A 17,152-nucleotide genomic window follows, 5' to 3' on the forward strand; every position below is an offset into this window, starting at 1 on the left:
GGTCACTCCGGCACCGGGGAGGTGGCCGGCGCGTATAGTCGGTGCCGCCCATGGCCTGGTCGTTCCAGTACGTGCACCCTGCGCCGGGATGGTGAAGCCGATGTCGTTGAGCCCTTGGTACACGTCGGCGACGATCTTGTGCGCGCCGTCCTCGTTGCCGACCACCGCGACCCCGGCCACCCCGGTTCAACCGCGGGCGACGACCCGGATCGTGCGCAGCCGGGCGTCGGAGGCGTCGGGCACGTTCATGCCCGCGTCGAGCCCGGTGCGCAGGTAATCGACGACGGCGGCGTCGATGCGCTCCCCGGGCACCACCACCGGAATGCCCGGGGGATAGGGGGTGAGCTGTTCGGCGGCGATCCGTCCGACGGCGTCGTGGGCGGCCACGGTCTGCACGGGGGCGAAGAACGCGTCGCGCGGCAGCATCACGGACTCGAGCTGTAAGTCTTCCGGCGAGGGCAGCTGGATGCGGGGCGGCTGCGGGTCGGTCAGCTGATCGCGCCACGCGGCGATGCCGTCGACCAGGGTGTCGATGGTGTCCTTGTCGTCGGCGAGCGACAGCGTGGCGAGCAACCGGCGGTGATCGCTCAATCCCATGTCGATGCGGCGGTGCTCACGCAGCCAATCCGCGGCCTGATAACCGCTGGCCCCGGTGCCGGAGACGTCCATGAGCACCTGCAATCGGTCCAAGTCGTGTGAGGCTTCGACGCCGAGCAGTTCCTCGTCCAGCACCTCGATGCCGGGTATCTCGGCGAGCTGGCGCCTGGCCTGTTCACCGACCCGCAGCGCCGCGCCGAGCAGTTCCTCGCCGCGCTCGACCATCTGCCGTCGCCAGCCGTCGAGCGCGGCATACACCAGCACATTCGGGCTGGTGGTCATCAGCAGGTCGGCGCATTCGCTGAGCCTGATCGAGTCGACCAGATCGCCTTGCAGGTGGAACACCGAGCCCTGCTCGAAACCGGCGCCCATCTTGTGCACGCTGACCACGCAGAGGTCGGCCCCGGCGTCCATCGCCCAGGTCGGCAGATCGTCGTGGAACGGCAGGTGGGCGCCCCACGCCTCGTCGACGATGAGCGGCTTGCCCCGCCGGTGGCAGACCTCGGCGATGCCCGCGATGTCCGCGCAGGTGCCGTAGGGGCTCGGGTTCACGATCAGCGCTCCCGCGGCGTCAGGGTGCTCGTCCCACGCCTCGGACACCTGCCGCGGCGAGGGCGGGTGCGCGAAATGCTGCTCGGCATCCCAGCGCGGGCTGATCCAGTGCGGCTGGACGCCGGAGAAGATCAGGCCGGCGACGACGGATTTGTGGCTGTCGCGCGCCACGAGCAGGCCGCCGTCGTGGCCGCCCGCCACCGCCATCATAGCCGCCTTCACCGACAGGGAACTGCCGCAGGTGGAGAAGAACGCCGATTCCGCCCGCACCGCGTCGGCCATGAGCGCCTCGGCGCGCGACAGATAGCCACCGCGCGAGAGCCGGTCGTCCAACCCGGCGACGGCCAGCACATCAGACCCGAAGGCGTCCCGGCCGATCACGTCCAGGACGCGTTCGTCGGTTCCGCGTCCTTGCCGATGCCCGGGAGGCGTGAAGCCGTACCGGCCCAGCCGGTGATAGTCGGCAAGTGCTTCCAGCAGAGGAGTTCGTGAATGGTCCACGGCTACCGCCTACCCCGAATCCGCGGCGGCACACATCCGGCGTACCCCGGCGCTGATCTGTGGGTCACCGCAGCACTCCTGAAGGGCGCCGAAGGCCAGAAAATCAACTGAGCGGATTCAACCACGCCGGGCCGGTGCTGCATGCACGCGCCGGCCCGGCACTCAGTCATCATGAACATATGTCGAGGAGCGATCGTGACCACTTCACCCGAACCTGATCTGGACCGTTTGCGCCAGCAGGTGGGCGAACAATTGTCCGGTTGGCGCACCCACACCCACCAGGGCAAGACCAGATTCACCCGCAGCGAGGGTTCCCGCTCCGAACTGACGCTGCGTGGATGGTCGTGCCTTGCCCCCCAGTTGCCTGTCGCTGCCGAGATCGGCAGCCGAAACGCCGACAACGATGGGACCTTCCCGACCGCGCCGGTGTCGGTGGTCATGTTCCTCGTCGCCGCAGTGGCACCCGACGGCAGTCTCTCGAAGCGGAGGCTGACACGCGCCGAAGCGACTGCGTGGCGCAACTCACTGCTACCCGAGATCGACCACTGCTATGCCCTCGAAAACCCTGAAGACCCCTCACCGGGCAGCGCCTCGGGCTGGTACTTCGTGTTCTTCCGCGGACCCGACAACGAGCTCCTCACCGCCCCGGACGATTTCGATTGGGTGAAACATCGTGTCGGCTTTCGCGGGCTGCGGGTGTCGCTGATCGACCGCGACGGCCGGCCAACGGAAACGGTGTACGAGAACCGCCGGTTCCCACCGTTCTATCAGCCCTACACCGAATCCCGCGGCCGCTACTGGGATCTGGCAGTGACCGAGCCCCCCACGAGCGCGGGGATCTCACGCTGCTTCGCTGCGCTGTCGAAAGCCATCGCGCGGCGCGGCGCGATCGCCGACAGTATCCGGCCCGTATCGTTGAGGTGGAAGTACGACAACGTGGCGGATCTGATCCTGCGGTTCGAGGACACCGGCCTGTGCTACCAGCTGGAGACGATCGTCCCCACCGACAGCGACCTCGACAGCGGAAGCTACCTGCTTCCCGCACACTTCGGCACCGGCCTGCCGGTGAAACTATCCAGCCCCGAGCAATATGCCGCCGGAGCAATCGCTCACCTGCGAGACATGGGCGTCGACGAGATCCCGAACCAGGGACAGGTAACCACATGCCCATGACATCGACCGCAGCCCTAACTCCGGCGCGCCAACGCCACCTGGGATGGGTGTAGCTGTCAAGGCGCGAGGAACCGCGGCGTGGAATCCGGCGGTAGCGCGAATCGGCCCTGGGCGTTTGCCACCGCGCGGTCGTCGCCGTCCGCCTCGGACAGCAAGCACCTGACCGCGACCGGGTCCGCGCGCTGCCCGGCGGCACAATGTCGCGAGGCGGGATGCCAGAAGATCTACACCGACAAGAAGTCCGGCAAGGACGCCGAACGCGCGGAGCTGTGGAAGTGCCTGGAGTACATGCGCGCCGGGGACACCGTCGTGGTGGCGTCGCTGGACCGGCTCGGCCGCTCGCTGCAGGATCTGATCTCTATCGTCGCCGGACTGCGTCAGCGCGGCATCGGGTTCCGGTCGCTGCACGAGGCTCTCGACACCACCACCCCCGGCGGGCGCCTGGTGTTCCACGTCTTCGCGGCGCTGGCGGAATTCATCCGAGAGCTGATCGTCCAAGGCACCCACGAGGGCCTGGACGCCGCACACGCGCGCGCGGGCAGCGCCTCGGCCGGCCACCGGCCACGACCGCCGAACAGATCCGCCAGGCCCGCGCCATCCTCACCCGGCCCGAGGAAACCGCCTCCTCGGTCGCCCGGCTGCTCGGCGTCTCCCGCTCGACGATCTACAAGTACGTGCCCGAGCTCGGCAAGCAGCTGGCGGCCGGTGAGGACCGCCCGATGCCCGACCTCGCCAAGTACGACGAGCTGCTGCCGTCACGTCACGCCACACCGGACGCCGGGAACCGCGCGTAGGCACGGCGCAAACTAGAGGCGCAAAGCCGCGCAATGTTCGACCGCCCGAGCAGGTGTTGCGATCACGCTGGAAGTGTTGGGTCCGGAATGGTGCTGCGGGCGCAAGCTCTTCCGGGCCCAACCTCCCTGCGGCGCAGCGCGACACGCGTGAACTGCGGTGTCAAGCACCTGCGCTGCGCGGGATCCAGCATGCCTGTCGTCCCGGGCTGTGCTCCAAGGCCCAGGACAGCGCAGAGGGCAGCCGCACACCGGGGCCCGCTTGGCACCTCCCTCGCTGGGCGGGTCCCTGGGGTGTCCGTCGATGCGATCCCCCACGTGATCCACAATTCACAGGTGATGGTCAGGCCCGCCCACATCCCACTAAACCCTTCTGGGGCGGGCCTTCATGGGTCGCCGTAGCATCCGCTGTTGGAGCGCATATCTGATGTTCGTATGCACACCGCGATGCACGATCGCGCAGGCACCGCGGCGCTGATCAGGGGCCCGCGGGTACACGGTCGCCACGAAAGGCCGCACGCTCGAGGTCGCTCGGGATCAGTCTTGCCGCACAATGACGTTCACGGCAGGGGAGACCGGCAGATATGGCGGATCACGAGGGCCTCTGGCTGGCTATAGCGGCGGCCGCCGATCATCGCTCTCGCAGACGCAGTGGTGATCACCCCTGCCTCTCGACGGCTCGACAAGATCGAAATGGCTCGCGACAAAGATCCCGGCAGCTGGCCGGTATCCTGGCTTTTCGCACGTATCAGCCTCGCACTCACGGCCCTGAGCATGATACTCAGCGTTCTCATGCTGTTCGCCGCGCTGCTCGCACTAGCAGGCCACGACTTCGGTAGCCCCACCTCTGCCGCAGTCATGACCGGCATCGCACTTGCACTGATCATGCCCCGTGGCCTGCGGTGTCGCCCACCCCGCCGTCGCTCGGGCGACCCCGCCGCGATCGTTTCGGGCACAGGTGTCCGGGTAGGACGGGAACACCTACCGACTTCGACGAAGGAGCCGCCCGGATGAAGGCAGTGACCTGGCAAGGACGACGCAAAATCGCCGTGGAGACGGTGCCCGATCCTCGGATCGAGGCACCGACGGACGCGATCATCGAGGTCACCTCCACCGGGATCTGCGGATCCGACCTGCACCTGTACGAAGTGCTCGGCGCCTACATGAGCAACGGAGACGTCCTCGGCCACGAACCCATGGGGCGCGTGGTGGAGACCGGTTCGGCCGTCACCGGGCTGGAACGCGGCGACCGCGTCGTCATCCCGTTCCAGATCAGCTGCGGCACCTGCTACATGTGCCGGACCGGTCTGACCACCCAGTGCGAGACCACGCAGGTACGCGAATACGGCTGCGGCGCGGCACTGTTCGGCTACTCGAAGCTGTACGGGCGGGTGCCCGGCGGCCAAGCCGAGTACCTGCGGGTGCCGCACGCGGACGCAACCCACATCACAGTGCCCGACGGACCGGCCGACGACCGCTTCCTGTACCTGTCGGACGTGCTGCCCACCGCGTGGCAGGCGGTGGAATACGCCGGAGTGCCGGACGGCGGATCGGTGACCGTGCTGGGTCTGGGCCCGATCGGGGACATGGCCTGCCGGGTCGCCGCGCATCGTGGCTATCGCGTCATCGGTGTCGACCGGGTACCCGAGCGGCTGGCGCGAGTGGCCGGGCACGGGGTGGAGGTGATCGACCTCGACGGCGTCGACGAGCCGCTCGGCGACATCATTCGCGGCTGGACCGACGGCCGGGGCACCGACTCGGTGATCGACGCGGTGGGGATGGAAGCCCACGGGTCGCCGATCGCGTCGGCGGCTCAGCGCTCGGCGGCGTTCCTGCCGGATGTCGTGGCCCGGAAGGTGATGGACACCGCGGGCGTCGACCGGCTCGCGGCGCTGCACTCCGCCATCGACATCGTCCGTCGCGGTGGCACCATCTCGGTGATCGGCGTCTACGGCGGCATGCTCGACCCGCTGCCGATGCGGGTGTTGTTCGACAAGCAGATCCAGGTGCGGATGGGACAGGCGAACGTCAAACGGTGGGTCGAGGACATCCTGCCGCTGCTGCGCGACGGCGATCCGCTCGGTGTGGATACCTTCGCGACCCATCGCCTTCCGCTGAGCGACGCACCGCAGGCCTACGCCACTTTCCAGCGGAAAACCGACGGTGCGGTGAAGATCGTGCTGGACCCGACCGCGAACTGACCGGCGCAGCGGGTCCGCACCGGACCCGGCCGCGATGCCCGGCACCGCGGTCGTGACGGTTTGCTCCGCCCATGCCTGGGTAGCTGCCGGGTATGAGCTTCTTACTACGCGGAGTCGTCTCACCGTGGTGGCTCGAGGCGCCCACCTCCGTTGCGGCGGAATTGGCCCGCGCGAGCGTGGAGAAGGCCGTCGATCTGGGAACCAGAGCGGCGCAGGCGCCGGCGCAGGCGGTGGCCGCGGGCGCACGGGCGGGTGCGTCGCTGCTGAATCTGGGCCGCGACGAGGAGTTGCGCGACGAGTTGGCGGCACTGGTCGATCCGCATGCGTTGCGGTCGCGGCGCCGGGTGGCCCTCTACGAGGACCGGGCCACCGTCGAGGTTCGCGGACTGGATTCCGGCAAGAGCGAAGACGTCACCCAGGCACTGCACCGGACCCTGGACCGCCGCCGCGATGTGCGCTGGTGGCGGGTCAACGCGGTGACCGGCCGCATCGTGGCCGCCCTCGAGCACGGTGCGGCCGACCTGCCCGCCCTGGTCTCCGCCATCGAATCCGTCGAGGCCGACACCGCGGTCGGCGACCTGGACTGGAGTCGCGGCTGCGAGCATCCGGGGGACCGGGAGCCGCTGCTGGCGGCGGGGATCCAGGTCGCGGGCGATGTGTGCGCGATCGGATTGTCCGCGGTGAGCGCGGTGCTGCCGCTGCGCAAGCCCGCCCGGGTGTTGCGCGCGGTGGCGGCTTTCGCCGACAACCAGCCCCGCATCCGCAGACGGCTGGAGGATCAGCTCGGCCGTCCACGCACCGATCTGGTGCTGACCACGGCGAACGCGATCGGCAACGCCCTGGGCAACAACGCGGCGGCGGGCACGGCGAATCTGGTGATCGACGCGGTGCACCGCGGTTTCACGCTCACCGAGTCGCTGACCCGCTATGTGCAGTGGCAGGACTGGGAGGCCGAGATCGACCGCCGCCCAGCGGAAGTGTGCGATCCGCTGTCCCCGCCCGACCGCGTGGTCGACATGCCGCAGGGACCGATCGAACGGGTCGCCGACGAGACGGCCGCGGGTGCGCTGGTGGGTGCGGTGACCTCCGTCCTCGGCGGACGCGGCCTGTTCGGCGCGTCCGACGCGCTGGAACTCGGCGCACCCAAGGCGGCGCGGGCCAGCCGTGAGGCCTACGGCGCGCTCGTCTCCACGATGCTGGGCCGGGCGGGTGTGCTGACGCTGCACCCCCGGGTGTGGCGGCGGCTGGACCGATTGTCGGCGCTGGTGATCGACGGAGAATCGCTGCTGACCGCACGGCGTTTGGTGCTCGACGCGGAAGCCACCGACCCGAGATGGTCGGTGGCCGAGGTATGGAGCGCGAGCCAGCGCCTGCTGTGGGAGCACGAGGGCGCCGACGGCCGGGACGACACGCAGCCGGACGACACCGGCCGGTACCTGTCGTCCGGAGGACTCCGCCGACTGGTGCACCCCGCGACCGGAAAACCCGACGACGGTGTGACGCGCCGCCCCGTGTGGCGCGTACTCCACGACAACGGAATGCCGGTCGGACGCGTGCTGGTCGGCCGGGAACTCGACCGGCGGGCACATGCGCTGCTGGGCCGGGCGCGCAGCGCGGGCTTGCGCATCACCCTCGCCGCGGGCGCCGACGCCGCCGAATTGCGCTCGATGGCAGACGAATTCGTCTCCCCCTCCACGTCGATGAGCGGGCTGGTGCGCGCTCTGCAGCAGGACGGTCACGTCGTCGCCGTGCTGAGCCCCCGCGCGCACAAGGCGCTGGCCCACGCCGATGTCGCGATCGGTCTGGCCGTGCGCGAAGCCAACGCACTGCAGATGCCCTGGACCGCCGACGCGGTCTGCCGCGACCTCGCGCAGGCCGACCGCGTCCTCGCCACCATCGCTCCGGCCCGTCAGGTGAGCGAACGCGGCCGCTCACTGGCCTTGTCGGGGGCGGCGCTGGGCGGCCTGCTGCTCGCGGTGGCACCGGACAACGCGGGCCGCTCCTCACCCATCACCGTCGCCCACTACACCGGTCTGCTCACCGGCGCTTTCACCGGATGGCGTGCGGCCCGGACCGCCCCACCGGCCACGCTCGCACCGTTGCTGCCCTGGCACGCCCTCGAGCCGGAGGAGGTGCTGAGCCGACTGCCGCAGCCCGTCCCGGTGACCGAGCGCGCCCAGCCCGGCCCCGTCGCTCGCATCCCGGGCGTGGGTGTCCTCACGGCGGCGGCGTCGTTCGCCGTCCAGCTGCGCCGCGAACTCGCCGATCCCCTCACCCCCATTCTGGGCGTCGGCGCGGTCGCCACCGCCGTGCTCGGCGCGCCGTCGGACGCGGTGCTGCTGTCGTCGGTGCTCGGCGTCAACGCGCTGGTCTCCGCCTGGCAGCGCCAGCGCGCCGAGAATGCGCTGTACCGCCTGTTCGAGGGAGAACAACTCAGCGCCCGCGTGATCGATCGCGCCGAACTCGACGCCGACGAACCGCGCGAACATCGGGTAGCCGCGAACATGCTCGCGATCGGCGACGTGATCGTGCTGCGGGCCGGCGACGTGGTCCCCGCCGACGCGCGGCTGCTGTGCACCGACGACCTGGAAATGGACGAATCAGGCCTCACCGGCGAGTCGATCACCGTCGACAAGGAGGTCGCGGCCACCCCGGGCCGGGCGGTGGCCGATCGCGCCTGCATGGTCTTCGAAGGCAGCACCGTGGTCAACGGCACCGGGCGGGCGATCGTCGTTGCCGTCGGTTCCGACACCGAAGCCGGCCGCGCCGCCGCCGGCGCCATCCCGCCGGAGAAGGCCGGCGTGCAGGCGCAATTGCGCCGCCTGACCGACCGCGCGCTGCCGCTGACCCTGACCGGCGGCGGCATCGTGACCGGACTGGGCATGCTGCGCGGCAGGCCGCTGCGTACCGCCATCGCCGACGGCGTCGCTGTCGCGGTCGCCGCGGTCCCCGAAGGATTGCCGCTGGTCGCCACGGTCGCCCAGCTCGCCGCCGCACGCAGGCTGTCCCGCCACGGCGTGCTGGTGCGCGCCAGCCGCACCGTCGAGGCGCTGGGCCGGGTGGACACCCTGTGCTTCGACAAGACCGGCACGCTGACCGAGGGACGGCTGCGCCTGACCACGCTCGCCGATCTCGACCACCAGTGGTCCCCGGACGCCGACGCCGAATACGCGCACCGTCTGCTGCGCGCCGCGGCCCGCGCCTGCCCCGATCCCGCCGACGGCCCGATCCTGCACGCCACCGACCGCGCCGTGGTCGAAGCCGCGGACCAGGCGCTCGGTGACGACGCCCGCCGCTGGGATGCGATCGAGGAGATTCCGTTCGAATCCAACCGCGGCTACGCCGCGACCCTCGGTCACACCACCCGCAAACTGCGGCTGATCGTCAAGGGTGCGCCGGAAGTCGTGCTGTCGCGCTGCACCAAGGTGCGGGTGGGCGAGCTCGACCACCCCTTCGACCAGCGCATGCGCGAGCGCGCCGAACACGTGGTCCGCGATCTCGCCGAACAGGGCCTGCGGGTGCTGGTGGTGGCCCGGCGCGACCTGTCCACCGAACCCGACGACATCGAGGCGGCGGTCGTGGAACTCAGCCTGCTCGGGTTCATCGGCCTCGCCGACGCGCCCCGCCCGCAGACGGTGCCGCTGGTGACGGCGTTGCAGCGCAACGGCATCAGCGTGCGCATGATCACCGGCGATCACCCGGTGACCGCGTCGGCGGTGGCCCGCCAGCTCGGCATCGAGGCGGGACAGGTGGTGACCGGCGCGGACCTCGACCGGCTCGATGAGACCGCGCGGACGGAACTGATCGAACAGGCCACGGTCTTCGCCCGGGTCAGCCCGGAACAGAAGGTGCGCATCGTCGCGGCGCTGCGCCGCGCGGGCCACGTGGTCGGCATGACCGGCGACGGCAGCAACGACGCCGCCGCGATCCGCACCGCCGACGTCGGAATCGGTTTGGCCGCACAGGGTTCGGTCGCCGCACGCAACGCCGCCGACATGGTGCTCACCCACCCCGACCCCCTGGTGCTGTTGCACGCTCTGGTCGAAGGCCGCGGCATGTGGCAGCGGGTCACCGACGCCGTCGGCGTGCTGGTCGGCGGCAACGCCGGCGAGGTGGCCTTCACGCTCTACGGCACCGCCGTCAGCGGGCAGGCGCCGCTGGGCACCCGGCAATTCCTGCTGGTGAACATGCTCACCGACATGTTCCCCGCGATGGCGCTCGCGCTCTCGCGCGAGCGAGACGCGGTCGACCCCGACGACGGCGACGACCCGCAGGCACACGCGCAGCGCGCGGCCGAGCGGCTGGCCGAACTGCCGCCGGCGCGCCTGGGCCCCGACCTGCTGCGCACGCTCGGCGTCCGCGGCGTCGCCACGGCCACCAGCGCGTCGGTCGCCTGGACCCTCGGTCGCCTGACCGGCACCCAGCGGCGCGCCGCCACCATCGGTTTGGTCGCGCTCATCGGCACGCAGCTGGGCCAGACGCTGGTCTCCGGCTACCGCAGTCCCCTGGTATGGCTCACCACGGCCGCCAGCGGAGCGGTGCTGGGTGCGGTAGTGATGACGCCGGGGCTGTGCGGCTACTTCGGTTGCCGCCCGCTGGATCCGATCGGCTGGGGGATCGCGACCACCTGCGCGACCACCGCAACCGCCGCCGCGGTGGTGCTTCCGCGGTTGTTGCCCGAGCCGGAACCCGAGTAGAGCGGTGCGCTGATTGGCGGCTGACCGCCCGGGTACCCGCCTGACGACGGACCCTGCCGTCGGGCAGGGCCGTACCGGCACGGACCGGGGATCGGCGCGAGACACCGCCGACAGCCGTGCCGCGCGGTGACCGGGACACCTGGCACCCGGTCGCCCAGAGTTCGACAACCTCAGCCCAGGAACACGTTCCGAAGCGACAGAAACGAGAGTTGCGATGACCGACCAGGATGTCGTCGACCTGCTCACCGCCCAGCACGAGGAGATTCGCGGACTGCTGGCGCGATTGCAGGCCGACCAGGACGGCAGACAGGAGATGTTCACCGAATTGGTGCGGTTGCTTGCCGTGCACGAGAGCGCCGAGGAGGAGGTCGTACACCCGGTCGCCGGACGGGCCCGTTTCGGCGCCGACGCCGACATCGTGCAGCCGCGGCTGGCGGAGGAGAACGCGGCCAAACGCGCGCTGGCCGACCTCTACGACCTCGGGGTGGACCATCCCGAGTTCGATGCCCGGCTCGCCCGGTTCGCCGACGCGGTCGACGAGCACGCCGCGCACGAGGAGGCCGAGGAATTCACCCTGCTGCGTGCCCAGTTCTCCGCCAGCCAGCTCGAGCGTATGGCCGGGTCGCTGCGGGCCGCCGAGGCGGTGGCGCCCACCCGGCCGCATCCCCACGCGGGGGAGTCCGCGCTCGCGAATCTGGTGGCTGGCCCGCCGTTGGCGCTGTTCGACCGGGCCCGCGACGCCGTGCGCGACTGGCGACAGCAGCAGAACACCTGAACCACCCGCAGCCCCCGAACGCCCGAAGGAGGACCGATATGGGGTTTGCCGAGCAGCAACAGAAAGTCCCGGGCATCCAGGCCAAGATGGATCCGGTGCCGGACTGTGGTGAGGACAGCTACCGCGGTTCCGGCAAACTGACCGGCAAGGCCGCCGTCATCACCGGCGCCGACAGCGGCATCGGGCGGGCGGTGGCGATCGCCTACGCGCGCGAAGGCGCGGACGTGCTGATCTCCTACCTCGACGAGGACGAGGACGCGAAGGAAGTCGCCGACCTGGTGACACAGGCAGGCCGCAAAGCGGTGCTCGTGCCCGGCGACCTGTCCGAAGCCGCGCACTGCCGCGCCGTCATCGATCGGGCGGTCCGGGAATTCGGGAAAATCGACGTGCTGGTGAGCAACGCGGCATTCCAGATGACGCACGAGACCCTGGAGGAGATCAGCGACGAAGAGTTCGAGCACACCGTCACACTGAACATCAACGCCTACTTCTACCTGGTGAAGGCGGCGCTGCCGCACATGCCGCCGGGGTCGTCGATCATCGGCAGTTCCTCGGTGAACTCCGACATGCCCTCGCCCACGCTGGCCCCGTACGCGGCGACCAAAGCCGCCATCGCCAACTTCTCCGCCAGCCTGGCACAGTTGCTGGGGGAGCGCGGGATCCGAGTCAACAGCGTGGCGCCCGGGCCGATCTGGACTCCGCTGATCCCGTCCACCATGCCGGTCGAGAAGGTCACCCGGTTCGGTGACGACACCCCGCTGGGCCGCGCCGGTCAACCGGCCGAACTGGCGCCCATCTACGTCATGCTCGCCTCCGACGACGGCAGCTACGTCTCCGGCGCTCGGATCGCCGTCACCGGCGGCAGGCCGATCCTGTGAGGCTCGGCGCACCATGACCCGGGGTCGGCGGATCGGCTGGATCGGCGGCGGTGGCCGATCACAGCATCGAGACCACGAGCCCGACGGCGACGGCGACGAACAACAGGATCACCAGCGCCCCGATGAGCATCGCCACCACTCCGGTAACGGGGAAGTGGTGTCGGGTGCGGGGCTCCGGCGCCGACAGACCGGACGTCTGCGGCGTATCCGGTGGTGTGGCGCCGGGCGGCACACCACCGCCGGGTTCCAGGTCGGGGGTTTTCGCGGGATCGGGATCCATCGCGCTCATAGCCGCTCCCTACTCGCCGTCGTTCCCGGGTACCTCAGGTGCGTCGGGCCGCTTACCGGACCTCTTCCGATACAGGATCACCGCCCCGACCAGCACCACGAGTCCGAGAATCACCAACAGTTCCATGGCAGGGACCTACCCGGTATCCGCAGGCCCAATCGAGATCCGCCGAGTGCCATAGCCGATCAGTAACCGAGGCATTGCGTGCGGGCCGGGGCCGGAGGAAGGTGAGTATGTCCGGTGGCGCCACCGGGGCGCCACCCCGAGCAGTCGGGAGGTGGGCCGTGTACGCACGTTCCAGCACATTCGCGTCCCAGCCGTCATCGATGGACGACGGGATCGCATACCTCCGCGATGAAGTGATGACGAATCTGCGGCAACTGGACGGATGGGTCGGACTGTCATTGCTCGTCAACCGGTCGACGGGACGCTGCATCGCGTCGACCTCGTGGGAGTCACAGGAGGCGCTGCAGGCCAGCAGAGGACGAGCCCAGCAACTGCGCGAGGGCTTGGCGCGGCAGCTCGGCGGCGAGGTGGAGCGCGTCGAGGAGTGGGAGATCGCGGCGATGCACCGCGACCATCCGGCCGACGACACGGCCTGCGCCCGGTGCAGTTGGGTGCAGGTCGACCCGGGACAGGTGGAACGTCTGATCGATTCGTTCCGGATGGAAGTGCTGCCGCAGATCGAAACGCTCGACGGATTCTGCAGCGCCAGCCTGTTCGTCGACCGGGACAGCGGCCGAGGGGTGGGCGCGATGGTGTGGGCGACTCGCGAGGCGATGGACGCCACCCGAGAGCACAGCAATCGGATCAGGAGCACGGCTACCCAGCGGGTAGGCGCGAACGTACTCGAGGTCGGGGAGTTCGACCTGGCGTTCGCACATCTGCGCGTCCCCGAAATGGCCTGACCTCGCTCGACATCCGGCCGGAGCACATGCTTCCGGCCGGACCTCGTCATACTCGGCCACCGCGCCGGACAGCAGCACGGCCGGGCACGCCGGAGACCCGCTCGGTATCGGCAGTCATTACCCGGGAGGTAATGGCCGCGCCGGCCGACCATTCGTAGGATGCGGACGAAACCCGTCCACCCGCCGGATAGATGGCGCACCCGCACGCCGCTGCACCAGCTGCATCCGCTGCTGGTGCACGTCGCGCTGTTCGGTGCGAGCTACCGGGCGCGGACCCTCACCGCAGCCGCGCTCGGGTCCCGGCCCGCACCCGGCTTCACCCGCCGACCCGGGCGATGACCTCCTCCGCGAAGCGGGACAGATTGGCGATCTTGCGCTCCAGCGGCTCGGTGTCCTGCTCGGTGGTGTAGGGGAGCCGGAAGCCGACGATCACATCGGTGACCCCCTTGTCCTCGAGGCGTTTGATCCCGTCGACGGTGAATCCGTCCAGCGAGATGACGTGCACCTCGAAATCCCCGCGGGTACCGCACTCCGCGCGCAACGTGTCCAATTCGCCCAGCAGCCGGTCCAGTTCGGCGCTGTCGCCCCCGGCGTGCATCCACCCGTCGCCGCGCTGCGCGGCCCGGCGCAACGCCGGCCTGCTGTGCCCGCCGACGAGGATCGGCACCGGTTCGGTCGGCACCGGACTGATCTTGATCGGCGGAATGTCGTAGAACTGCCCGTGGTATTCGAAGTACCCGCCGGCCGAAAGTCCGCGCACGATGTCGATGCATTCGTCCATCCGCGCGCCGCGCCTGTCGAACGGCACCCCCATGATCTCGAAATCCTCCGGCCACGGACTGATGCCGACACCGAGCCCGAACCGGTTGCCACTGAGCGCGGCCACCGACGCGGCCTGCTTGGCCACCAGCACCGGCGGCCGGATCGGCAGCTTCAGCACGAACGGCGTGAAACGCAGCGTGGTGGTCACCGCCGCCATCGCCGCGCTGAGCACGAACGCCTCGATGAACGGCTTGTCCTCCAGGAACTCTCGGCTGCCGTCAGGGGTGTAGGGGTACTTCGCGTCCGATTCCCTCGGGTAGGCCACGCTGTCGGCCACCGCCATGGAGGTGTAGCCCGCCTCCTCGGCGGCCTTGGCCAGAGCGAGGTAATACGACGGGTCGGTCATCGTCTCGGCATAGGTGAAACGCATGGTGCTCGCCTTCCTGGCGCGTCGGGACGCGCCGCGCAGGTCCCTTCGGCGACCGGGCCCGTCGCCGGGACATGATGGGAACTTCCGCAGACGGACCGAACCGCCTCGACGGTCTCGAGGACGGCACCGGGGCCACCGTCTACCGCCATGGGTTGGTGAAGCCTTCCGGGATCAAGTGTCCGAACAACGCTTTCATCTCCCGCGACACCCGCAGCAATTCGTTGTGCGAACAGATAGAGCCGCCACACTATCCACGCCGTTCAATTAAGCATCTGTGTTCAACACCGTCAACACATGTGTTCAGTACAGTGCGGTTATGCCGAGCGACGATTCGCGCACCGCCTTGCTCGACGCCGGAGAACGCCTCATCGCCGAACGCGGCGTCGACGTGCCGCTGCGCGACATCGCAGCCGCCGCCGGCCAGCGCAACAACTCCGCCGTGCACTACTACTTCGATTCACGCACCGGGCTGATCGAGGCCATCGTCGAACGCCGGATGACCTGGCTCGAACAGCGGCGCATGCACCTGCTGGCCGCCCACGAAGCCGACGGCCGCGGCAACGACGTGCACACCCTCGTCGCCATGCTCGCGACCCCCATCCTCGAATTGCTCCGCAACGACCACGTGACCCACCTGGGCCGGTTCCTGGAAGTAGTGCGCACCCATTCCGTCGTCGCGGACGCACACCGCCTCGCAGGAGCCGACCGCGCCGCGGTCCGCATCATCGCCACCCGCCTCGACGCCGCGCTGACCGGCCTGCCGCGACGGCTCCGCAGGCAGCGCCTGGAAACCATGGCCACCGTCATGTTCGCGTTGATCGCCGACTACGAGCGCACCCTGGAAGCAGGTGTGCGCACCGCCCACCCCTACGACGCCGCAGAGATCGTGGACATGATCGTCGCCATGCTCACCGTGCCCGTCCCCACCGCACAGCCGCAGCGCCGCGGCACTGAAACCGGCCCGCATCAAACCAGCGTCCGCTGAGTCGCCGGGACGGCGGTCGGCCGCCGATGCGCTTGCGGAACAACCCGCACCACTCGCGCGTAGGGTGATCGTATGGGCGTCATCGGGGAGCTGTTTCCGGGCAAGAAGCTGACCCATGCGGGCAGCGAGGACAGCGACGGGCAGACCCATACGCCGCGGTTCGACATCGATCTGGACACCGGAGTGGTGCGAGTGCCGCGCACGGACCGAACCACCACCGAGGACCCCGACGACGGAAAACCGGCCGCACAGAAAACATCTCGCTGATCGCAACCCGCTGCGACAGCAGCGCACGCCGGTAGCGTCGCCGCAATGGGCAATGCTGGTGGGCGACGACGGCCCCTGAAGATCGTCACAGGAGTCAGCGGTGCGGTCAGCGTATACGCGGCGGCCATCGATCCCGCCGCCACCACGGTCGCCTCGTCGATCGAGATCGCGAAAATCGCCGAGCAGCACAAATTCGACGCCCTCTTCGCCGCCGACCTGCTCAGCTTCGGCGCGCAAGGCGCGATCGGCGCGCAGGAACCACTGATCTTCCTATCCGCGTTGAGCGCCGTCACCACACACATCGGGCTCATCGCGACAGTGACCACCACCTTCCACCACCCCTACAACCTCGCCCGGCTCTTCGGCACCCTCGACCACATCAGCAACGGCCGCGCGGCATGGAACGCGGTGACATCCTCGGTGGGGGAGGAGAACTACGGTGACCAGGACCTGCCCAGCCCAGAAGACCGGTATGCCCGCGCCACCGAATCCCTCGAGGTCGTCAACGCCCTGTTCGACAGCTGGCGGCCCGGCGCGCTGAGCTCCGACGGCCACGGCGGCGCCATCCTGGACGCCACCCGCGTGCGGCCCATAGACCACACCGGGCGATACTTCACCGTCCGTGGGCCGCTGAACATCCCGCCCCTGCCGCAGCGCAGACCCGTCCAGTTCCAGGCCGGCCAATCGGCAGGCGGCATCGAACTGGGCGCCCGATTCGCCGAGGTCGTATTCACCTCACTGCCTACCATCGAAGACGCGGTCACCTACACCAAACGCATCCGCGCCCGCGCGAGCGAACTCGGCCGCCCCGAAGGCCTGCCGCTGATCATGAGCTCCTTCCACGCCACCTACGGCGCCACCGCAGCCGAAGCCGAGCGCCTCACGCGGGAACAAGCCGAGGCGACCGACTTCGAGGCCGGACGCACCGCCCTCGCCGACATGCTCGGTGGCGGGGTCGACCTGTCCGACCTGCCACTGGACAAACCCCTACCCGACACCCTGCTCCCCGACGTCACCACCGTGCACCGCAGACGCGGCCGCGTCGAGATCTTCAGCAACTTCGCGCGCTCGGGAAAGACACTGCGCGAACTGATCATCGCCGCCAAAGACACCGGCCACTGGGCCGCCGCCGGAACCCCCGAACAACTCGCCGACGCGATCGAAGAACGCTACGACGCAGGCGTTCTCGACGTGATCTCCCTCGGCGGGCTCGCCGACGAACGCACCCGCGACTTCGTCGTCAACGGACTGCTGCCGGAACTACGCCGCCGCGGCATCGCCGGTTCCGACTACCTCGGCGCGACCTTCCGCGAAAACCTGGAACTACCTCCGCTCCCGGACTGACC

Annotated in this window: 13 protein-coding genes and 2 pseudogenes; 11 read left to right on the forward strand and 4 right to left on the reverse strand. The window is 69.6% G+C overall.

The window, feature by feature from the left end:
• Nucleotides 1-34 precede the first annotated feature (34 nt).
• Both ACT89H_RS05690 and ACT89H_RS05695 read right to left on the reverse strand, forming a co-directional pair.
• Nucleotides 35-180 (reverse strand): annotated as a pseudogene (locus ACT89H_RS05690) (flavodoxin); the annotation flags it as partial.
• 6 nt (nt 181-186) lie between these two features.
• Complete coding sequence (locus ACT89H_RS05695; RefSeq protein ID WP_445107441.1) at nt 187-1,650, reverse strand: aminotransferase class I/II-fold pyridoxal phosphate-dependent enzyme; 1,464 nt, start codon at nt 1,648-1,650, stop codon at nt 187-189.
• Nucleotides 1,651-1,845: 195 nt separating this feature from the next.
• Here ACT89H_RS05695 and ACT89H_RS05700 point away from each other — a divergent pair, with 195 nt between their 5' ends.
• The 6 genes and pseudogenes from ACT89H_RS05700 (at nt 1,846) to ACT89H_RS05725 (ending at nt 12,165) form a co-directional block, all read left to right on the forward strand.
• Nucleotides 1,846-2,823 carry a hypothetical protein gene (locus tag ACT89H_RS05700; RefSeq protein WP_445107442.1) on the forward strand — a complete coding sequence of 326 codons (978 nt, stop codon included), beginning with the start codon at nt 1,846-1,848 and terminating at the stop codon, nt 2,821-2,823.
• A 78-nt stretch (nt 2,824-2,901) separates the two neighbouring features.
• Nucleotides 2,902-3,297, forward strand: a pseudogene (locus ACT89H_RS05705) (recombinase family protein); the annotation flags it as partial.
• A 1,327-nt stretch (nt 3,298-4,624) separates the two neighbouring features.
• Nucleotides 4,625-5,815 (forward strand): alcohol dehydrogenase catalytic domain-containing protein, encoded by a 1,191-nt coding sequence (locus ACT89H_RS05710; protein ID WP_445107443.1) that lies wholly within the window; start codon nt 4,625-4,627, stop codon nt 5,813-5,815.
• Between the two features lie 92 nt (nt 5,816-5,907).
• The gene (locus ACT89H_RS05715; RefSeq protein WP_445107444.1) at nt 5,908-10,512 is read left to right on the forward strand and encodes a cation-translocating P-type ATPase; all 4,605 of its coding nucleotides are present in this window, start codon (nt 5,908-5,910) and stop codon (nt 10,510-10,512) included.
• A gap of 214 nt (nt 10,513-10,726) precedes the next feature.
• On the forward strand, nt 10,727-11,287 hold the full coding sequence (locus tag ACT89H_RS05720) for a hemerythrin domain-containing protein (protein WP_445107445.1): 561 nt from the start codon (nt 10,727-10,729) through the stop codon (nt 11,285-11,287).
• 38 nt (nt 11,288-11,325) lie between these two features.
• The gene (locus ACT89H_RS05725; RefSeq protein ID WP_445107446.1) at nt 11,326-12,165 is read left to right on the forward strand and encodes an SDR family oxidoreductase; all 840 of its coding nucleotides are present in this window, start codon (nt 11,326-11,328) and stop codon (nt 12,163-12,165) included.
• Nucleotides 12,166-12,223: 58 nt separating this feature from the next.
• On the opposite strand, the gene ACT89H_RS05730 is transcribed toward ACT89H_RS05725, so the two are convergent.
• Nucleotides 12,224-12,454, reverse strand: coding sequence for a DUF6480 family protein (locus tag ACT89H_RS05730; protein ID WP_445107447.1), 231 nt, complete (start codon nt 12,452-12,454; stop codon nt 12,224-12,226).
• A 284-nt stretch (nt 12,455-12,738) separates the two neighbouring features.
• On the opposite strand from ACT89H_RS05730, the gene ACT89H_RS05735 reads away from it, so the two are divergent.
• Nucleotides 12,739-13,362 (forward strand): hypothetical protein, encoded by a 624-nt coding sequence (locus tag ACT89H_RS05735; RefSeq protein WP_445107448.1) that lies wholly within the window; start codon nt 12,739-12,741, stop codon nt 13,360-13,362.
• Nucleotides 13,363-13,521: 159 nt separating this feature from the next.
• Entirely contained in the window at nt 13,522-13,701 is a 180-nt protein-coding gene (locus ACT89H_RS05740; RefSeq protein WP_445107449.1) for a hypothetical protein, read from the forward strand.
• Here ACT89H_RS05740 and ACT89H_RS05745 read toward each other — a convergent pair.
• On the reverse strand, nt 13,679-14,554 hold the full coding sequence (locus ACT89H_RS05745; RefSeq protein ID WP_445107450.1) for a TIGR03619 family F420-dependent LLM class oxidoreductase: 876 nt from the start codon (nt 14,552-14,554) through the stop codon (nt 13,679-13,681). The two genes, ACT89H_RS05740 and ACT89H_RS05745, sit on opposite strands and share 23 nt — an antisense overlap.
• A 316-nt stretch (nt 14,555-14,870) precedes the next feature.
• Between ACT89H_RS05745 and ACT89H_RS05750 the strand changes: the two genes are divergently transcribed.
• The 3 genes from ACT89H_RS05750 (at nt 14,871) to ACT89H_RS05760 (ending at nt 17,150) form a co-directional block, all read left to right on the forward strand.
• On the forward strand, nt 14,871-15,539 hold the full coding sequence (locus tag ACT89H_RS05750) for a TetR/AcrR family transcriptional regulator (RefSeq protein WP_445107451.1): 669 nt from the start codon (nt 14,871-14,873) through the stop codon (nt 15,537-15,539).
• Nucleotides 15,540-15,611: 72 nt separating this feature from the next.
• On the forward strand, nt 15,612-15,806 hold the full coding sequence (locus ACT89H_RS05755; RefSeq protein ID WP_445107452.1) for a hypothetical protein: 195 nt from the start codon (nt 15,612-15,614) through the stop codon (nt 15,804-15,806).
• 45 nt (nt 15,807-15,851) lie between these two features.
• Nucleotides 15,852-17,150, forward strand: a complete 1,299-nt coding sequence (locus ACT89H_RS05760) for an NtaA/DmoA family FMN-dependent monooxygenase (RefSeq protein WP_445107453.1) — start codon at nt 15,852-15,854, stop codon at nt 17,148-17,150.
• The last annotated feature ends 2 nt before the right edge of the window (nt 17,151-17,152 follow it).

It is taken from the genome of Nocardia aegles (assembly GCF_052545135.1).

What these genes read in the sequence shown, in the direction of transcription:
- ACT89H_RS05710 (WP_445107443.1), top strand. Translation starts at nt 4,625, where the DNA reads ATGAAGGCAGTGACCTGGCAAGGACGACGCAAAATCGCCGTGGAGACG.
- ACT89H_RS05715 (WP_445107444.1), top strand. Translation starts at nt 5,908, where the DNA reads ATGAGCTTCTTACTACGCGGAGTCGTCTCACCGTGGTGGCTCGAGGCG.
- ACT89H_RS05720 (WP_445107445.1), top strand. Translation starts at nt 10,727, where the DNA reads ATGACCGACCAGGATGTCGTCGACCTGCTCACCGCCCAGCACGAGGAG.
- ACT89H_RS05725 (WP_445107446.1), top strand. Translation starts at nt 11,326, where the DNA reads ATGGGGTTTGCCGAGCAGCAACAGAAAGTCCCGGGCATCCAGGCCAAG.
- ACT89H_RS05730 (WP_445107447.1), bottom strand. Translation starts at nt 12,454, where the DNA reads ATGAGCGCGATGGATCCCGATCCCGCGAAAACCCCCGACCTGGAACCC.
- ACT89H_RS05740 (WP_445107449.1), top strand. Translation starts at nt 13,522, where the DNA reads ATGCGGACGAAACCCGTCCACCCGCCGGATAGATGGCGCACCCGCACG.
- ACT89H_RS05745 (WP_445107450.1), bottom strand. Translation starts at nt 14,554, where the DNA reads ATGCGTTTCACCTATGCCGAGACGATGACCGACCCGTCGTATTACCTC.
- ACT89H_RS05750 (WP_445107451.1), top strand. Translation starts at nt 14,871, where the DNA reads ATGCCGAGCGACGATTCGCGCACCGCCTTGCTCGACGCCGGAGAACGC.
- ACT89H_RS05755 (WP_445107452.1), top strand. Translation starts at nt 15,612, where the DNA reads ATGGGCGTCATCGGGGAGCTGTTTCCGGGCAAGAAGCTGACCCATGCG.
- ACT89H_RS05760 (WP_445107453.1), top strand. Translation starts at nt 15,852, where the DNA reads ATGGGCAATGCTGGTGGGCGACGACGGCCCCTGAAGATCGTCACAGGA.